The 15,642-nt window shown below is 66.0% G+C and carries 17 protein-coding genes; 7 read left to right on the top strand and 10 right to left on the bottom strand.

Features of this window, described 5'->3' with window-relative positions; all coding sequences use genetic code 11:
- Window positions 1-84: 84 nt before the first annotated feature.
- Together GGC64_RS26720 and GGC64_RS26715 are read left to right on the top strand one after the other, a co-directional pair.
- A complete protein-coding gene (locus GGC64_RS26720; protein WP_192725599.1) occupies window positions 85-1,854 on the top strand; it encodes an MFS transporter in 1,770 nt (589 codons plus the stop codon).
- 30 nt (window positions 1,855-1,884) lie between these two features.
- Window positions 1,885-2,820: a lysophospholipid acyltransferase family protein gene (locus GGC64_RS26715; protein WP_192725598.1), complete on the top strand. Its 936-nt coding sequence runs from the start codon at window positions 1,885-1,887 to the stop codon at window positions 2,818-2,820.
- A 70-nt stretch (window positions 2,821-2,890) separates the two neighbouring features.
- Here the strand turns inward: GGC64_RS26715 and GGC64_RS26710 are convergent, their stop codons facing one another.
- From GGC64_RS26710 to GGC64_RS26700, 3 genes are read right to left on the bottom strand one after another with little or no spacing between them, the layout of a single operon-like run.
- A complete protein-coding gene (locus tag GGC64_RS26710; RefSeq protein ID WP_192725597.1) occupies window positions 2,891-3,691 on the bottom strand; it encodes an exodeoxyribonuclease III in 801 nt (266 codons plus the stop codon).
- 3 nt (window positions 3,692-3,694) lie between these two features.
- Window positions 3,695-4,570, bottom strand: a complete 876-nt coding sequence (locus tag GGC64_RS26705) for a GNAT family N-acetyltransferase (RefSeq protein ID WP_192725596.1) — start codon at window positions 4,568-4,570, stop codon at window positions 3,695-3,697.
- 3 nt (window positions 4,571-4,573) lie between these two features.
- Window positions 4,574-5,167 (bottom strand): peptide deformylase, encoded by a 594-nt coding sequence (locus GGC64_RS26700; RefSeq protein ID WP_192725595.1) that lies wholly within the window; start codon window positions 5,165-5,167, stop codon window positions 4,574-4,576.
- Window positions 5,168-5,304: 137 nt separating this feature from the next.
- Here GGC64_RS26700 and GGC64_RS26695 point away from each other — a divergent pair, with 137 nt between their 5' ends.
- From GGC64_RS26695 to GGC64_RS26675, 5 genes are read left to right on the top strand one after another with little or no spacing between them, the layout of a single operon-like run.
- Window positions 5,305-5,613, top strand: coding sequence for a DUF3263 domain-containing protein (locus GGC64_RS26695; RefSeq protein WP_015304500.1), 309 nt, complete (start codon window positions 5,305-5,307; stop codon window positions 5,611-5,613).
- 41 nt (window positions 5,614-5,654) lie between these two features.
- On the top strand, window positions 5,655-6,122 hold the full coding sequence (locus tag GGC64_RS26690) for a LytR C-terminal domain-containing protein (RefSeq protein WP_192725594.1): 468 nt from the start codon (window positions 5,655-5,657) through the stop codon (window positions 6,120-6,122).
- 10 nt (window positions 6,123-6,132) lie between these two features.
- Entirely contained in the window at window positions 6,133-6,837 is a 705-nt protein-coding gene (locus tag GGC64_RS26685; RefSeq protein WP_192725593.1) for a superoxide dismutase family protein, read from the top strand.
- Window positions 6,818-7,957 carry a glutamate--cysteine ligase gene (locus GGC64_RS26680; protein ID WP_370582341.1) on the top strand — a complete coding sequence of 380 codons (1,140 nt, stop codon included), beginning with the start codon at window positions 6,818-6,820 and terminating at the stop codon, window positions 7,955-7,957. The genes GGC64_RS26685 and GGC64_RS26680 overlap by 20 nt, the downstream gene beginning before the upstream one ends.
- A gap of 2 nt (window positions 7,958-7,959) precedes the next feature.
- Complete coding sequence (locus GGC64_RS26675; RefSeq protein WP_192725592.1) at window positions 7,960-8,592, top strand: LON peptidase substrate-binding domain-containing protein; 633 nt, start codon at window positions 7,960-7,962, stop codon at window positions 8,590-8,592.
- 12 nt (window positions 8,593-8,604) lie between these two features.
- On the opposite strand, the gene GGC64_RS26670 is transcribed toward GGC64_RS26675, so the two are convergent.
- The 7 genes from GGC64_RS26670 to GGC64_RS26640 are packed head-to-tail and all read right to left on the bottom strand — an operon-like array spanning window position 8,605 to window position 15,611.
- Window positions 8,605-9,513, bottom strand: a complete 909-nt coding sequence (locus GGC64_RS26670) for an SAM-dependent methyltransferase (protein WP_192725591.1) — start codon at window positions 9,511-9,513, stop codon at window positions 8,605-8,607.
- Entirely contained in the window at window positions 9,500-9,862 is a 363-nt protein-coding gene (mnhG, locus tag GGC64_RS26665) for a monovalent cation/H(+) antiporter subunit G (protein ID WP_192725590.1), read from the bottom strand. Before mnhG ends, GGC64_RS26670 begins: the two co-directional genes overlap by 14 nt.
- Window positions 9,859-10,146, bottom strand: a complete 288-nt coding sequence (locus GGC64_RS26660; protein WP_192725589.1) for a monovalent cation/H+ antiporter complex subunit F — start codon at window positions 10,144-10,146, stop codon at window positions 9,859-9,861. The genes mnhG and GGC64_RS26660 overlap by 4 nt, the downstream gene beginning before the upstream one ends.
- The gene (locus GGC64_RS26655; RefSeq protein ID WP_192725588.1) at window positions 10,143-10,676 is read right to left on the bottom strand and encodes a Na+/H+ antiporter subunit E; all 534 of its coding nucleotides are present in this window, start codon (window positions 10,674-10,676) and stop codon (window positions 10,143-10,145) included. Before GGC64_RS26655 ends, GGC64_RS26660 begins: the two co-directional genes overlap by 4 nt.
- A complete protein-coding gene (locus GGC64_RS26650; protein ID WP_192725587.1) occupies window positions 10,673-12,271 on the bottom strand; it encodes a Na+/H+ antiporter subunit D in 1,599 nt (532 codons plus the stop codon). The genes GGC64_RS26655 and GGC64_RS26650 overlap by 4 nt, the downstream gene beginning before the upstream one ends.
- Window positions 12,268-12,738 (bottom strand): Na(+)/H(+) antiporter subunit C, encoded by a 471-nt coding sequence (locus tag GGC64_RS26645; RefSeq protein WP_192725586.1) that lies wholly within the window; start codon window positions 12,736-12,738, stop codon window positions 12,268-12,270. Before GGC64_RS26645 ends, GGC64_RS26650 begins: the two co-directional genes overlap by 4 nt.
- Window positions 12,735-15,611 carry a Na+/H+ antiporter subunit A gene (locus GGC64_RS26640; RefSeq protein WP_192725942.1) on the bottom strand — a complete coding sequence of 959 codons (2,877 nt, stop codon included), beginning with the start codon at window positions 15,609-15,611 and terminating at the stop codon, window positions 12,735-12,737. The genes GGC64_RS26645 and GGC64_RS26640 overlap by 4 nt, the downstream gene beginning before the upstream one ends.
- Window positions 15,612-15,642: the final 31 nt, after the last annotated feature.

The following is a 15,642-nucleotide window of genomic DNA, read 5'->3' as shown; positions in this document are numbered from 1 at the left end:
ATAAGGAATTGCTCGCGGTTGCTTTGTATAGCTAATATATGTGTTTTGCGCCGATTGCTGCCCCATGGATACGTAAGCGAATAGATGACGACTGAGATAGAGAAGACAAAGACGCCGGTAGTGGCAGATATCGACACGGCGATGGCCGAGACGGCCGATCGTCGGCGGCGAATGGACCACGATCACCCGTTCTACAAGTGGATCGTGCTGTCCAACACCACACTGGGCATGCTGCTGGCGTCGATCAACGCCTCGATTGTGCTCATCTCACTGCCCGCGATTTTCCGGGGCATCGGGCTGAACCCACTGGCGCCGGCCAACGTCAGCTATCTGCTGTGGATGCTGATGGGCTACCTCGTCGTGACCGCGGTGCTCGTGGTGTTCTTCGGCCGGCTTGGCGACATGTTCGGCCGCGTGCGCATCTACAACCTCGGATTCGCGGTCTTCACCGTTGCGGCCATCGCGCTGTCCTTCGATCCGTTCCACTTCGGTCCAGGTGCGCTTTGGCTGATCGGTTGGCGGGTGATCCAGGGCATCGGCGGGGCCATGCTGATGGCGTCATCCGCGGCGATTCTCACTGACGCTTTCCCGGCCAACCAGCGTGGCATGGCGCTCGGGGTGAACATGGTGGCCGCGGTCGCGGGCTCGTTTCTTGGCTTGTTGATCGGCGGCGTGCTCTCGGAGATCCATTGGCAGGCGATCTTCTGGGTCGGCGTGCCGATCGGAGTGCTCGGCACGGTCTGGAGCTACCGCTCGCTCAAGGAACTCGGCGTGCGGACACCAGGGCGGCTGGACTGGGCAGGCACGCTCACGTTCGGGATCGGCCTGACGATCTTGCTCACCGGGATCACGTATGGCATTCAGCCGTACGGGGATTCGACGACCGGGTGGACGAACCCGTGGGTGCTCGGCTCGATTCTCGCCGGCGTGCTGCTGATCGTCGCATTCTGCGTCATCGAGTTGCGGGTGCCCCAGCCGATGGTCGACATCCGGCTGTTCAAGTCGGCATCGTTCGGGATGGGCAACCTCGCAGGGTTGATGTCATCGGTCGGCCGCGGCGGCCTGCAGTTCATGCTGATCATCTGGCTGCAGGGCATCTGGCTGCCGTTGCACGGCTACAGCTTTGAGTCGACGCCGCTGTGGGCGGGCATCTATCTGCTGCCTGCGACTTTCGGGTTTTTGATCGCTGCTCCGATGGCCGGATCACTGGCAGACCGCTTCGGCGCTCGGGTCTTCACGGTCGGCGGCATGCTGCTGATGGCGGGTGCGTTCATCGCGCTGGTGATGATTCCGGTGAACTTCGACTACTGGGTTTTCGCGATCTTGGTCTTCCTGAACGGCCTTGGCGGCGGCATCTTCACGGCGCCCAACACGGCGGCGATCATGTCGAGCGTGCCCGCTGCGCAGCGCGGTGCGGCCTCCGGTGTGCGTGCGACGTTCTTCAACGCCGGATCGTCGCTGTCGATCGGAATCTTCTTCTCGCTCATGATCATTGGGCTCGCACACACCCTGCCGTCGGCGATGAGCTCGGGGCTGCAGGAACAGGGGGTATCCGCGACGGTCGCGCACGAGGTGGCGAATCTGCCTCCGGTCGGAAGCCTGTTCGCGGCGTTCCTGGGGTACAACCCGATGGCCGAGCTGTTGGCGCCGTCGGGCGCGTTGCACCAGCCGGGCGTCAACGCCGACGTGGTGACCGGTCAGACGTTCTTCCCGCACCTGATCACCGGGCCGTTCCATTCGGGCCTGGTGGTGGTGTTCAGCGCGGCCGCGGTGATGATGCTGATCGGCGCGGTGGCGTCGCTGTTCAACGCGGGCCGCTACGGCACCGAGGAGCGCGCCGACAACGAGGCGTGACGGATCGCCGGTCGTGGGTACCCATGGCCCATGACTACGACAGATCAGCGGCCTCCCGAGGTGCGACAGCAGGCGCATGAGCAGGCCGGTAAGGCCCGCGACCGCATGGCCGAGGTGCGTCGTCAGCGCGATGAAGGCCTGGTCGGCTGGCTGAACGAGCGTGCCGGCGAGTGGGAGCTGAGCGGACCCGACGAGGCCACGATGCAGCGTCAGAAGTACTTGTGGAACTTCCTGGTCGACCACTGGTTCCGGATGGAGTTCGACGGCTGGGAGAACCTGCCTGATCCGCCCGTACTGCTGGTCGGCATTCACTCGGGTGCGCCGTTCGTATGGGACGCGTGGACCGTCGGCGTGCAGTGGTGGCGCCGATTCGGCCAGGACAGGCCGCTGCACGGCACCGCGCACGACGTGCTGATGGCCATGCCGCTCATCGGCAGGTACTTCCGGGCGATGGGTGTGCTGCCTGCCGCTCCGGACTCGATGGCGACGGCGTTGGCCGAGGGGCGAGACGTCGCGGTGTGGCCGGGCGGCGAGGTCGACTCGTTGCGGCCGTGGACTGAGCGCGACCGCGCAAACCTGGCCGGGCGCAAGGGTTTTGTGAAGATGGCGATCCGCGCAGGCGTACCGATCGTGCCGATCGCGACCGTCGGTGGAGCGGATGCGATGCCGGTGTTGATCCGCGGCGATCAGCTGTCTCGCCAGCTGCGACTCGATAAGCTGTTGCGGCTCAAGGTGTTTCCGATCGCCATGTCGTTACCGTGGGGGATTGCGCCCGCTGCGCTGCCACAGTTCCCCCTGCCCGCAAAGATTCGGACGCGGCTGATGCCCGCCGTCGAGCTGGAGCACGACCCCGCTCGCGCCGATGACGATGAGTACCTCGAACAAAAGTACTGGGAGGTCCAGGACAGCATCCAGCGTGGGATGGACGCACTGGCGCGGAAGCGGGCGCTTCCGCTGTTCGGTTAGACCTGCGCTGACTCTGCGGTGAGGGTGTTGCTTTCTCGCACTGTTGCGCCCTGGCCGCAGGCTCAACGTGTTATGTCAACTCCACCAGTACCGGTGCGTGGTCGCTGGGCGCCTTGCCCTTGCGCTCCTCGCGGACGATCTCGGCATGCGCGACCCTGGCGGCCAAGGCCGGCGAGCCGAGGATGAAGTCGATGCGCATGCCGCGGTTCTTGGGGAACCGCAGCTGGGTGTAGTCCCAGTACGTATAGACCGCGGGGCCCGGTGTGAACGGGCGCACGATGTCGGTGTATTTGGCGTCGACAATCGCGTTGAACGCGGCACGCTCCAGCGGGGTGACATGCGTGCTGTGCGCGTAGAACTCAGAGCTCCAGACGTCCTCGTCGGTGGGGGCGATGTTCCAGTCGCCGACGAGCGCGATCTGTGCCGACGGATCGTCGGTCAGCCAGCCCTGAGCCGTGTTGCGAAGGGCGGCAAGCCATTCCAGCTTGTACTCGTAGTGAGGTGAGCCGACGAAGCGCCCGTTGGGCACGTACAGGCTCCACACCCGCACGCCGTTGCAGGTGGCACCGAGTGCGCGCGCCTCCGCCGCGGCTTCGACATCGGGTTTGTCGCTCCAGGTGGGTTGGCCTTCGAAGCCCACCTGGACGTCGTCGAGGCCGACGCGCGACGCGATCGCCACCCCGTTCCATTGGTTGAAACCGCAGTGCTCGACCTCGTATCCGGCGGCCAGAAACGGCATGAGAGGAAACTGGTCGACGGAGCACTTCGTCTCCTGCATGGCGAGGACGTCGATGTCGGCCCGCTCGAGCCAATCGACGACGCGGTCGACGCGAGCCCGGATCGAGTTCACGTTCCACGTCGCCAACCGCATGGCTTACAGGTTACGTGCGTCGACGTACCGCGAGCGATGGTGCACAGAAAAGCCCATCGACTCGTAAAGCCGTGACGCCGCAGCGTTATCCGCGAGAACCTGCACGTAGGCACGCGTCGCGCCCCGCTCACCGCCCCAGGCCAGCAGCGCCGAACACAGGTCACGCGCCAGGCCGCGCCGCCGGGCCTCCTCGATGACGTGCACTGCCGACAACCCCACCCATCGCGTGCCGTCGGGTGCCTGGGTGACGGCAGCCCGGCCCACGGCGGCGCCGCCGAGCAGACCGAACGCGACCTCGCCGTCGACGACGGCCGTCAACACATCGACCGGGACCTCACGCCGATACAGCCGCAGCCAGTTGTCGTCCGGCGCGTCCGTGATGTCGACCGCGCCAGATCCACCCGGCTCCAATTCCCCTGTCATGATCACGGTTTCGGCGTCAGTCGGCACACCGGGCGGCATCCGCAGCAGCCGGTCCGGCGCGGCCACCAACGGCGTCACACCGCGCGCCGCATACCAATCGACGACCACATCAATTCCGCCGTAAACATCAAGCGGGACAGCAGAATTCGCCCTCCGGGTGACGCCGTGGCCGAAGCGCAACAGCCAGCCGCCGACCACAGCGTGCTCGACGCCCGGCCACGCCAAGGCGGCCGCGTGTTCGAGGTTGCGAATGTCGCCGGTCCGAACCGGGGCGGCACCAAGCGTCTTGATCGTGACGACGTCATCGGTGGAAATATCAACGAGCTCACCACGTTTGGTGCGCACGCTCAGGGTAGGGCCAACAGCCTCGAGGTGTCCGATGACGTCGGTCAGCGGCGGCACCGATCCCGCCGGCAACCGGTACCGCACCACGACACGCGCGCCGACGTCAACCACGAGCTAGTGACCGAACGGGTCCGGGTCCTCACCCGGCATCCAGCTCAGCCCCGGCACGCCCCAGCCGTGTGACTTCACCGACCGCTTCGCGCTGCGCGCATGCCTGCCGACCAGCCGATCCAGGTAGAGGAAGCCGTCCAGATGGCCGGTCTCGTGCTGCAGCATCCGCGCGAACAGGTCAGTGCCCTCGATCGAGATCGGATTGCCTTCGGCGTCCAGGCCGCTGACGCGGGCCCAGTCGGCCCTGCCCGTGGGGAACGATTCGCCGGGCACCGAAAGGCAACCCTCGTCGTCGTTGTCCGGGTCGGGCATCGTCTCGGGCACCTCGGACGTCTCGAGTACGGGGTTGACGACAACTCCCCGCCGCCGCGCCGTCTTACCCCGCTCGTCGGCGCAGTCGTAGACGAACACCCGCTTGGGCACACCGATCTGATTCGCGGCCAATCCCACACCGTTGGCGGCGTCCATCGTCTCGTACAGATCGGCGATCAACGCCACCACATCATCGGGCAGCGAACCGTCGCCATTGACGGTCACCGGTTCGGTCGCAGTGTGTAAGACGGGATCTCCGACTATGACGATGGGTCTGACAGCCACGGGGGAAGCTTAAGTCGGCAATCCTTCTCACCCGACTCGCGGGGTTCGGTAACGCTTCGGCTTCCAAACCCGTGGTTGAATGATCGCCGAAACAGCAACGTTGTTATTTCGAGTGTGGGGAAGGGTCCAGGGGCAATATGGACGGCGCGATCGCGCGGACTGAGCAATCCGGGGACGACTCTGATCTCACCGATGGGCTGACTCGGCGCGAGCATGACATCTTGGCGTTCGAGCGCCAGTGGTGGAAATACGCGGGGTCCAAGGAAGACGCCATCAAGGAGCTCTTCTCGATGTCGGCCACCCGGTACTACCAGGTGCTGAACGCGCTCGTGGACCGCCCCGAGGCACTGGCAGCCGACCCGATGCTGGTCAAGCGGCTGCGACGGCTACGGGCCAGCCGGCAGAAGGCCCGCGCGGCGCGTCGGCTGGGCTTCGACGTCACCTGAGCTTTCGGGCCTGAGTGGCCCTCTCGATAGAGTGGGCGGTAATGAATCAGCGAAATTCCTCCGGGCTGCCTCTGCGCGCCATGGTCATGGTGTTGCTGTTCCTGGGCGTGGTGTTCCTGCTGGTTGGATTCCAGGCGATGGGTTCTGGCGACTCCGAGGGCGACCAGTCGTCCTCGATCGCGACCAGCACCGTCAGCACCCCGTCCTCGGCAACGTCGTCTGCGACGCCCGCCCCTGCGAAGGCCGACGTGCGGGTGTACAACATCTCGTCGACCGAGGGCGCGGCCGAGACCACCGCCAACAAGCTGAGGGAAGCCGGCTGGAATGTCACCGAAACCGGCAACCTGACCCTGCCGGATGTCTCGGCGACGACGGTGTTCTTCAGCGACGCGCCCGGCGAGCACGAAGCCGCCGACGAGGTGGGCAAGCTGCTGCAGGCGCCGGTGCAGGCGCGACTCCCCGAGCTCACAGAGCAACCGCCGGGCGTGGTCGTAGCGGTCACCGGCTAGGCTCTTGCGCATGCTGAAGACCGTCGCTGTTGCTGCCTTCTTCGCCGTTCCCGCCGTCGCCTTGAGCGCGTGCAGCGCGCCCGAGCAGCCGGCGACCTCACCCGGCACCACGCCGTCGGTCTGGACCGGCTCGCCGGCACCGTCGGCGTCGGCCAGTGAGACCCACGGTTCAACCGGCGAAAGCCCCGCTCCCAGCGGTGAGAAACTCACGGCCCAGCTGAAGTCCCCCGACGGCACCACGGTCGCCACTGCCGACATCGAATTCGCAGGCGGCTTCGCCACCGTCACGGTCGAGACGACGACACCAGGCAAGCTGACGCCGGGATTCCACGGCCTGCACATCCACTCCGTGGGCAAGTGCGAGGCCAGCTCCGTCGCACCGACCGGCGGCGCGCCCGGCGACTTCAATTCCGCCGGTGGGCATTTCCAGAAGGCGGGCCACACCGGCCATCCCGCGAGCGGAGATCTCGCGTCGCTTCAGGTTCGGCAGGACGGCACCGCGAAGCTGGTGACGACGACGGATGCGTTCACCGCAGAAGATCTGCTCGGCGGCGCCAAGACCGCGATCGTCATTCACGAGAAGGCGGACAACTTCGCCAACATCCCGCCTGAGCGCTACCAGCAGGTGAACGGCGCGCCCCCGCCGGACGAGACCACCATGGCAACCGGCGACGCCGGAAAGCGCGTGGCGTGCGGTGTCATCGGCACCGGTTAGCCACCCCGGCCACATAGATTTCGCCGGCTCACCCCGGCCGACGCTCGGCGTCGAGTGGGAGTTCGCGCTCGTCGACGCAGACACCCGCGACGTCAGCAACGAGGCCGCGGAGGTGATCGTCGAACTCGGCGAGAACAACCCGCACGTCCACAAGGAACTGCTGCGCAACACCGTCGAGATCGTCACCGGCATTTGTGATTCCGTACCGGAGGCGATGGACGATCTGCGGTCGACTCTGACGGCTGCCCGCAAGATCGTCCGAGCCCGCGGCATGGAACTGTTCTGCGCGGGTACGCATCCGTTCGCGAAGTGGTCGCCTGGCAGCCTCACCGACGCGCCGCGGTACGCCGAGCTGATCAAGCGCACGCAATGGTGGGGACGCCAGATGTTGATCTGGGGTGTGCATGTGCACGTGGGAATCTCGTCGGCGCACAAGGTGATGGCGATCAATACGTCGTTGCTCAACCACTATCCACATCTGTTGGCGCTTTCGGCGTCGTCGCCCTACTGGGATAGTGAGGACACGGGCTACGCGTCCAACCGCGCGATGATGTTCCAGCAGCTGCCGACGGCCGGGCTGCCGTTCCACTTCCAGACCTGGGCGGAGTGGGAAGGCTTCGTGTACGACCAGAAGAAGACCGGCATCATCGACCACATGAACGAAATCCGGTGGGACATCCGGCCTTCGCCGCATAAGGGGACGGTCGAGGTGCGGATCTTCGACGGGGTTTCCAACCTTCGCGAGCTGAGCGCGCTTGTCGCGCTGACTCATTGCCTCATCGTCGACCTCGACCACCGCCTGGATGCCGGTGAGCGGCTACCGACCATGCCGCCCTGGCATGTGCAAGAGAACAAGTGGCGGGCGGCACGCTATGGCCTCGACGCCGTCATCATCCAGGACGCCGAGAGCAATGAGCGGCTGGTGACCGAGGACCTCGACGAGTTACTGAACAAGCTCGAGCCCGTTGCAAAATCGCTGAACTGTGCCGACGAACTGGCCGCGGTGTCCGACATCTATCGGTCGGGCGGTTCCTACCAACGCCAGCGCAGGGTCGCCGAGGAGCACGACGGCGATCTGCGCGCGGTGGTCGACTCGCTGGTTGCGGAGCTGGACATCTAGGAGTGCTCGTCACGCCGATGTTCCCGCTCGAGGTGGCTATGCTGCCCGGCGAGGAACTGCCGCTGCGCATCTTCGAACCCCGTTACACCGCAATGGTTGCCGACTGCCTGGCCGCCGAGGATCCGGCGTTCGGCGTGGTGCTGATCTCGGCAGGCCGCGAGGTCGGCGGCGGCGATGCCCGCAGCGACGTCGGAGCGATGGCCCACATCACCGAGTGCGCCGACTTCGGTGACGGACGCTACCGGCTGCGTTGCGTGATGGCCGAGCGCATCCGAGTGCTCGAATGGCGTCCCGACGACCCCTACCCGAGGGCGGCCGTCGAGATGTGGCCCGACCAGCCCGGCGCGGCGGTCGACGTCGACGCGATTCGCGACATCGAGGATCGGATGATCGCGTTGTTCGAGCGCATCGCCAAGGCCCGCGGTGCCGAGGTGGACCCGAGGGACATCGTGGCCGGCGCGGACGACTCCGGTGATGCGGCAATGTGGTTGTACGCGTTGGCCTCCCGCCTCCCGATGGGCCAGGCCGACCGCTACGCGGTGCTGTCGGCGCCTACTGTCGCAGACCGGGTCACGGCGCTTCGCGACGCCGTCGAGACCGTCACCGCGATGGTCGAATTCCAGCTGTCGGAGTGAGAACGGTCGGCCCTAGCAGAACCGGTGGCCCTCGATGAACACGGAGCGAGGGATGGTCGCCTCGTCTCGGTCTGGGCCGCAGCGGTTGTATCGGGTCATCAGTTCGCGGGCCTCGATCGCGGATACCTGCCAGCCGTGACCGGTCAGCCAGTCGGCCACGTCGGTGCGGTCCTCGAGATACCACAAGTCCTCGGTGTCAGGGGCGTTCGCATCGGGATCCTCTCCGGCCTCTTCACGCAGGCGACGGATCTGCTCGCGACGACTGGCCAGGTAGTCCTTGTCGAAGAAACCCTTGCCGAACGATTCGACCGCGACACGACTGCCCGCGGCGCTGAGTTCCTCGATCCGCTCGAAGAGCAGGTCCTGTGCGGCGGCGGGCAGATACGGCAGCAGCCCTTCTGCCGCCCACGCCGTCGGCCGGGTCGTATCGAATCCAGCGTCGCGCAACGCTTTCGGCCAATCCTGTCTCAGGTCGACCGGGACCGCGATGTAGCGGGACACACTCGGTTTCGCGTCGTGGCGGGCAAGTGTTTCCGCCTTGAACTCGAGCACCTTGGGTTGGTCGATCTCGTAGAGCTCGGTGCCGTCGACCCACGGCAGCCGCCAGCCGCGTGCGTCGAGGCCGGCGGCGAGGATGACGGCCTGGTCGATCCCGTTGGCGCCTGCGGCGATGAAGAACTCGTCGAACCACTTGGTGCGCGACGCCGCGTAGCTGCTGATGGACCGTATCCGCTCCACCATGTACGGCGGCGGTTGCTGCCACCCCCGTTCGGTGGCGGCGTCGAGAAACAACTGCGCGAACGGGTCGCTGAACAATGGACAACCGGTCGCCGACTCATCGGCGCGTGCCATCGCCACCCCGAGCGCGGTCTGCCCGACACCCTCGGTGACATCCCAGCTGTCATCGTCAGTTCTCACCATCGCCGCCGGATTCCCTGTTTTCGACGAACTCATGCATTTCGTCCCTCGTCAACAGGTCATCGCGAATGTTCTGTTCGCGGTATGCCAGCTGGCCGACGCGGTTCGCGACCACGGGAGCGGTGATCAACGTGAACAGTCCGGTGAGGATGACCATGCCGACGTCCGCGTGGCCGCGCAGCCGGATCGCCGCGCCGGCCAGCACCAGCAACAGCCCGAGCACCTGCGGCTTGGTGGCCGCGTGCATCCGGGTCAGTGTGTCGGGGAAACGCACCACGCCGATCGCCGCGGTCAGCGCGAGCGTCGAACCGCCGAGCACAAGCACGCCCGCGGCAACGTCGAACATTCTCATCGCGGCCTCCGTGCGGAGCGCGGTTTGTCGATGTCGGGCACGCGGAATCGTGCGACGCTGACGGAGCCGACGAAGCTGATCAACGCCAGTGCGGTGAGGCCGTAGGTCACCGTGGTGTCGAGGCTGAACGCGGCCCACGTGCCGATCGCGCACATCGTGACCGCGACAAGGGCGTCAAGTGCGACCAGTCGGTCCAGTGTGCTCGGACCGGCGAGCAACCGGAACATGGTGAGGATGGCGGCGGCCGTGAGCATGACCGCCGCGAGGATCCAAACGACTGTCATGTCGGCTCCCTCTCCGTCGATGGCCGCCAATGCTTTTCGCGCTCAAAGGAAGCCACCAGCCGCCGCTCGATCTGTCTGATCTGCCGGTAGAACCTGTTGACCGCACGTTCGGATCCGACGTCGATGACGTGGATGTAGAGCATCCGGCGAACCTGGTCGATCTCGAGCACGATGGTGCCCGGTGTCAGGTTGATGATGTTGACCGCCAGCGCCAGGACCAGATCCGACTTGATGGCCATGTGTGCGCGCAGTACCGCGGACAGCGGCGGTGGGCCCGGCTTGACCGCGAGCACCGCCAACTGCCACGACGACTGCAACAGATACCAACCCACCAAGCCGATCAGGCCCAGCAGCGAGATCGGGTGCACCCGTCCCTCGATCGGCACGGTCGGCAGCGGCAGCAGCAACGTGATGATCAGCGCGATCGCGAGGCCGGACAGAACGTTGGCTGCAGAAGCGGTACCCCACAACAGAATCCACACCAGGATCAGCCAGACCAGCACCCATGCCCGCAGCGCGACCCGCCTCAACGTGGGCCTCCCAGCACGGCGCTGATGTACTGCTGGCGGTCGAGGACTTCGTCCGCGGCACGACCGCTGTACGAGAAGATCGGCCCTGCGAGCACCGTCAGCGTCAGGCCAACAGTGATCAGCGCGCCGGTGGGCAGCAGCATTCCGACCGGAATGCGGCCCACGTGGTCGCGGTCGACGAACTGAATGTCCTCGGGTTCGTCGAGCAGAACCGAAGGCGCCGCGGCCGACAGGTGGCCTTCGGGCGCATCCTCACGCGAACGCCAGAACGCCTTTGTCCACACCCGCGTCACCACATACAGCGTCAGCAGGCTGGTGAGCACGCCGCCGCCGACCAGCAGCCAGGCCAGCACAGAACCGCTCTGCGCGCCGGCCTCGAGCAATGCCACCTTGCCGATGAATCCGGAAAACGGGGGAATACCACCGAGATTGAGGGCGGGCACGACAAACAGGAACGCAAGCAGCGGGCTGACGGCGGCCAGACCACCGAGCCGCTGCAGCGTCGACGCGCCCGCTTGCCGCTCGATCAATCCGACGACGAGAAACAGAGTCGTCTGCACCACGATGTGATGCGCGACGTAGTAGATCGCGCCCGACATGCCGAGCTGGCTCGACAGCGCGATGCCGAACACCATGTAGCCGATGTGGCTCACCAATGTGAACGACAGCAGACGTTTGATGTCACTCTGTGCGATCGCGCCCAGGATGCCGATCAACATGGTCAGCAGCGCCGCCACCAACAACAGCGGATCCAGCCCACCGGTGGGGAACAGCAGCGAGTGCGCCCGGATGATCGCGTACACACCGACTTTGGTCAACAGCCCGGCGAACACCGCGGTGACCGGTGCGGGCGCGGTGGGATACGAGTCCGGCAACCAGGTCGACAGCGGAAACACCGCAGCCTTGATGCCGAAGGCGACCAGCAGCACCGCGAACAACGCGGTGCGGGTGCCTGCTGACACGCTGTCGAGCCGCACGGCCACCTCGGCCATGTTCAACGTCCCGGTGGCGGCATAGACCAATGCGATGCCGAACAGAAACACCAGCGATGACACCATCGAGACCATGACGTAGGCGATGCCCGCGCGGACGCGATCCTTGCTGGCGCCGATCGTCAACAGCACGAAGCTCGCGGAGAGCAGCACCTCGAACCCGACAAACAGATTGAACAGGTCACCGGCCAGGAATGCCGTGCACACGCCCGCCGACAACACCAGATAGGTGGGCAGGAATATCGAAACCGGTTGCCGTTCGTCGCCGTCGCGGATGCCCTGCCCGATCGCGTAGAACACCACGCACAGCAACACAATTGACGACACGACGAGCATCAGTGCCGATAGCCGATCGACTACCAAGGTGATGCCGAGCGGGCCGACGCCTGCCGAGGTCGGACCCCACCCGCCGACATGCAAAGCCAGCGTCCCGTCGCGGTCGGTGAAGTAGAGCAGCGCAGCGCACACCGCGACCACCACGCACAGCGCGGCGAGCGTGATGACTCGCTGCAGCCTTGGTCTGCGGCCTGCGAACAACGTCAGCGCGGCGCCGACCATCGGGATCAGCACCGGCAGCGGCGTCAGCACCATCGCCATGCTCATCGCGAGCCCTCCAACCCCGGCAGTGCGTCGAGTTCGTCCGGCGCGTCGGTGTCTTTCGCCTTGTCGGGCTCGGGGCGGTCGTCTTCCAGTGGGACACCGTCACGTTCGGCGAGCTGGGAGACCCTGGTGTCCTCGGGATCGTTGCTGACTTCTTCGGCGGTGTTCAATCGATAAGACCGATACGTCAGCGCCAGTACGAACGCCGCGATGCCCATGCTGATGACGATCGCAGTCAGGATCATGCCCTGCGCCAACGGATCTGCGGTGGTGGCGTCGCTGTTGCTGGTGCGGCCGCGGATCGGCGGATTGCCCGACGGGCTGCCGACGGTCAGGATCAGCAGATTGATCGCATTGCCGATCAGCAACAGCCCCAGCAACATTCGGGTCAGATTGCGCTCCAGCAGCAGGTACACCCCTGCGGAGGTGAGCCCACCGATGAGCAAGAGCGGAACCAGCAAAGTGGTCATGCGACCACCTTCTGTCGTTGTTCACCGAGTTCCACGTCGACCCGTGCGCCGAGGCTACGCAGCACATCGAGCACCAGGCCGACGACGATCAGGTACACGCCGAGGTCGAAGAACAACGCAGTGACGAACTTGACCGTGCCGAGCACCGGCACGTCGACCTGGATCAGCGCCGACGACAGCACGGGCGCGCCGACCAGTAGGGAGGCCACCGCAGTGCCTGCCGACAAACCAAGGCCGACGCCCAGGATCTTTCCCGCGTCCAACGGCAGCGTCTCGCCGAGTTCGTAACGGCCGCCTGCCAAATACCGCAACACGAGTGCCAGCCCGGCGGTCAGTCCGCCTGCGAAGCCACCGCCTGGCGTGTTGTGCCCTGCGAAGAAGAAGTACGCCGACAACACCATGATGAGCGGGAAGATCATTCGGGTTGCGACCTCGAGCACCAGCGACCGGTGCCGCGGATCGCGCAATTCGCTGCCGCGCAGCCAGGTGACGTCGCCCGCGGCGGGGCTGATCGCGACGTCGGAAAGCCTGCTGATGTCGGTCTCGCCGGCGTCGGCGACGCGAGGTGCGGCACCAAAACGCCTGTGCCGGAATACTAGTGATGCCACGCCCGTCGCAGCGACAAGCAGCACTGAGATCTCACCGAGGGTGTCCCAGGCCCGGATGTCGACCAGGAGCACGTTGACGGTGTTGGCGCCGTGCCCTCGGAGATACGCCGCGTCGGGCAGCAAAGCAGCGATCGGGGTGCCGGTGCGCGCGGCCATTGCGTACACCGCCAACGTCGTGACGGTCGCGCCGACGGCGAGTGCGAGGACGGCGCGCGGTAGCCGAAATCGCTTGATGTTCTCGCGGTCGGCCTCGGCGGGCAGTGTGCGCAGCACCAGCACGAAGATCACCAAAGTCAGTGTCTCGACCAGGAATTGGGTCAGCGCCAGGTCCGGTGCGCCGTAGAACGCGAAGATCGCGCCGCAGCCGTAACCGGTGACACCGACCAGTAGGACGGCCGCGAGTCGGTTTCGCATCACCGTGGCGCCGAGCGCAGCGGCCAGCATCAGCAGTCCGACCACCACCTGTAGCGGCGAGTCCCACAGCGCGAAGGACGGCCGGTCGCGGGCGCCGAGCGCCAGAACAGTAACGGGCACCAGCACCAGCGTTGACAGGATCACCGACTGCGTGGCCGGGATCGACCCGCGTTGCGTGAATCCGGTGAGGCGCACGGACATCAGGTCGAGACCGCGCAGGGCAGCGTCGTAGATGCGGTCGGCGTTGCCGAGCGGTTCGCGGACGGTGCGCCACCGCCGCAATCGCGCCCGACCGAAGTAGGCGGCTGTGCCGATAGCCAAGACCAACGCCGACAACAGCAGCGGCAAACCGAAGCCATGCCACAGCGCCAGGTGGTATTCGTGCCCGCCGGGCACCGTCTCGGCGTAGCCGTCGATCGCGTCGTCCAAGCCGGCAGGCCACACCCCGAACACCAGCCCCGCGACAGCCAGGATGCCGGGTGCGAGCAGGAAAGTGGTTGGCGGGCGGTGCATTTCGGCTACCCGCCGGCTCGGTTCAGGCAATCCCTTGCGGCTGAACGCTCCCCACAGGAACCGCAGACTGTAGATGGTGGTGAACACGGAACCGAGCACGATGCCTGCGAGCACGTACGGCGCGGCGGCGCCGAGTGTCGGTGCGTGCGCGACGGTTTCGAAATCTGCCTCCTTGGCGACGAAGCCGAGGAAGGGCGGTAGCGCGGCCATGCTCGCGGTCGCGCCGACTGCGATGACCAGCAGCGGACGACTGCGTTGCCCGAGCCACGCGAGCCTGCGGATGTCACGGGTGCCGGTGGCGTGGTCGATGACGCCAACGACCATGAACAACGACGCCTTGAACATCGCATGCGCGCACAGCATCGCCAGACCGGCCAGCATCAGGTCGCTACCGCCCGCGCCGACCATCATGGTGATGAACCCGAGCTGGCTGACGGTGCCGAACGCGAGGATCAGCTTGAGGTCGTGTTCGCGTACTGCGCGCCAGCCGGCCAGCAGCATGGTGAGTACGCCGAGGATCACTACTGTCGGCCGCCACGGTGGCGAGTCGGCGAAGCCCGGGCTCATCCGCGCGACGAGATACACGCCGGCCTTGACCATCGCGGCGGCATGCAGGTACGCGCTGACCGGCGTGGGAGCGGCCATCGCACCAGGCAGCCAGAAGTGCATCGGCACGATCGCCGATTTGGACAGCGCACCGACGAGCACCAGCACGATCCCGATCGAGGCGGCCAGGCCCGTCGGCGGCGAGGCGATCAATTCGGACAAGAGGTAGGTGCCGGACGCATTGCCGAGCACGACGATGCCGACCAGCATGGCCAGCCCGCCGAACGTCGTCACCAACAACGCCTGCGTGGCGGCTCGACGGCTGGTGGCCCGTTCGGCGTAATGGCCGACGAGCAGGAACGACAGCACCGTGGTGAGCTCCCAGAACACGTAGAGCAACAGCATGTTGTCGCTACAGACCAAACCGAACATCGCGCCGGAGAACGCGACTAACTCGGCGGCGAAACTTGGCAGCCGCTTCTCGGTGTGGCCGTCGTGGTGATGGAAATAGTCGGTGCAGTAGAAGAGGACCAACGCGCCGATGCCGAGGACAAGCACGCTCATGATGGCCGAGAGCGCATCGAATCGGAGTGTGATGTTCATCGACAGCTCGGGCAGCCATTCGATGTCGACTGTCGTCGGCCCTCGATGGCCCGGCCAGTTCGTCGCGACCCAAGCCAGCGAGCCCAGCGGCACCAGGGACAGGGGATAGAACGCCATCCGGCCCCAGCGCGCGACGAGCAGGGGAGCCAGAGCCGTTGCGACGGCGTGGGCAAGCAGGACGGCGAGCAGGGCACTCCGATCGTTTTGGGGTCGGGGTGTC

This window comes from Mycobacterium sp. OAS707, assembly GCF_014873705.1.
GTDB lineage: Bacteria > Actinomycetota > Actinomycetes > Mycobacteriales > Mycobacteriaceae > Mycobacterium.
This window is presented reverse-complemented; position numbering and strand designations above follow the sequence as displayed.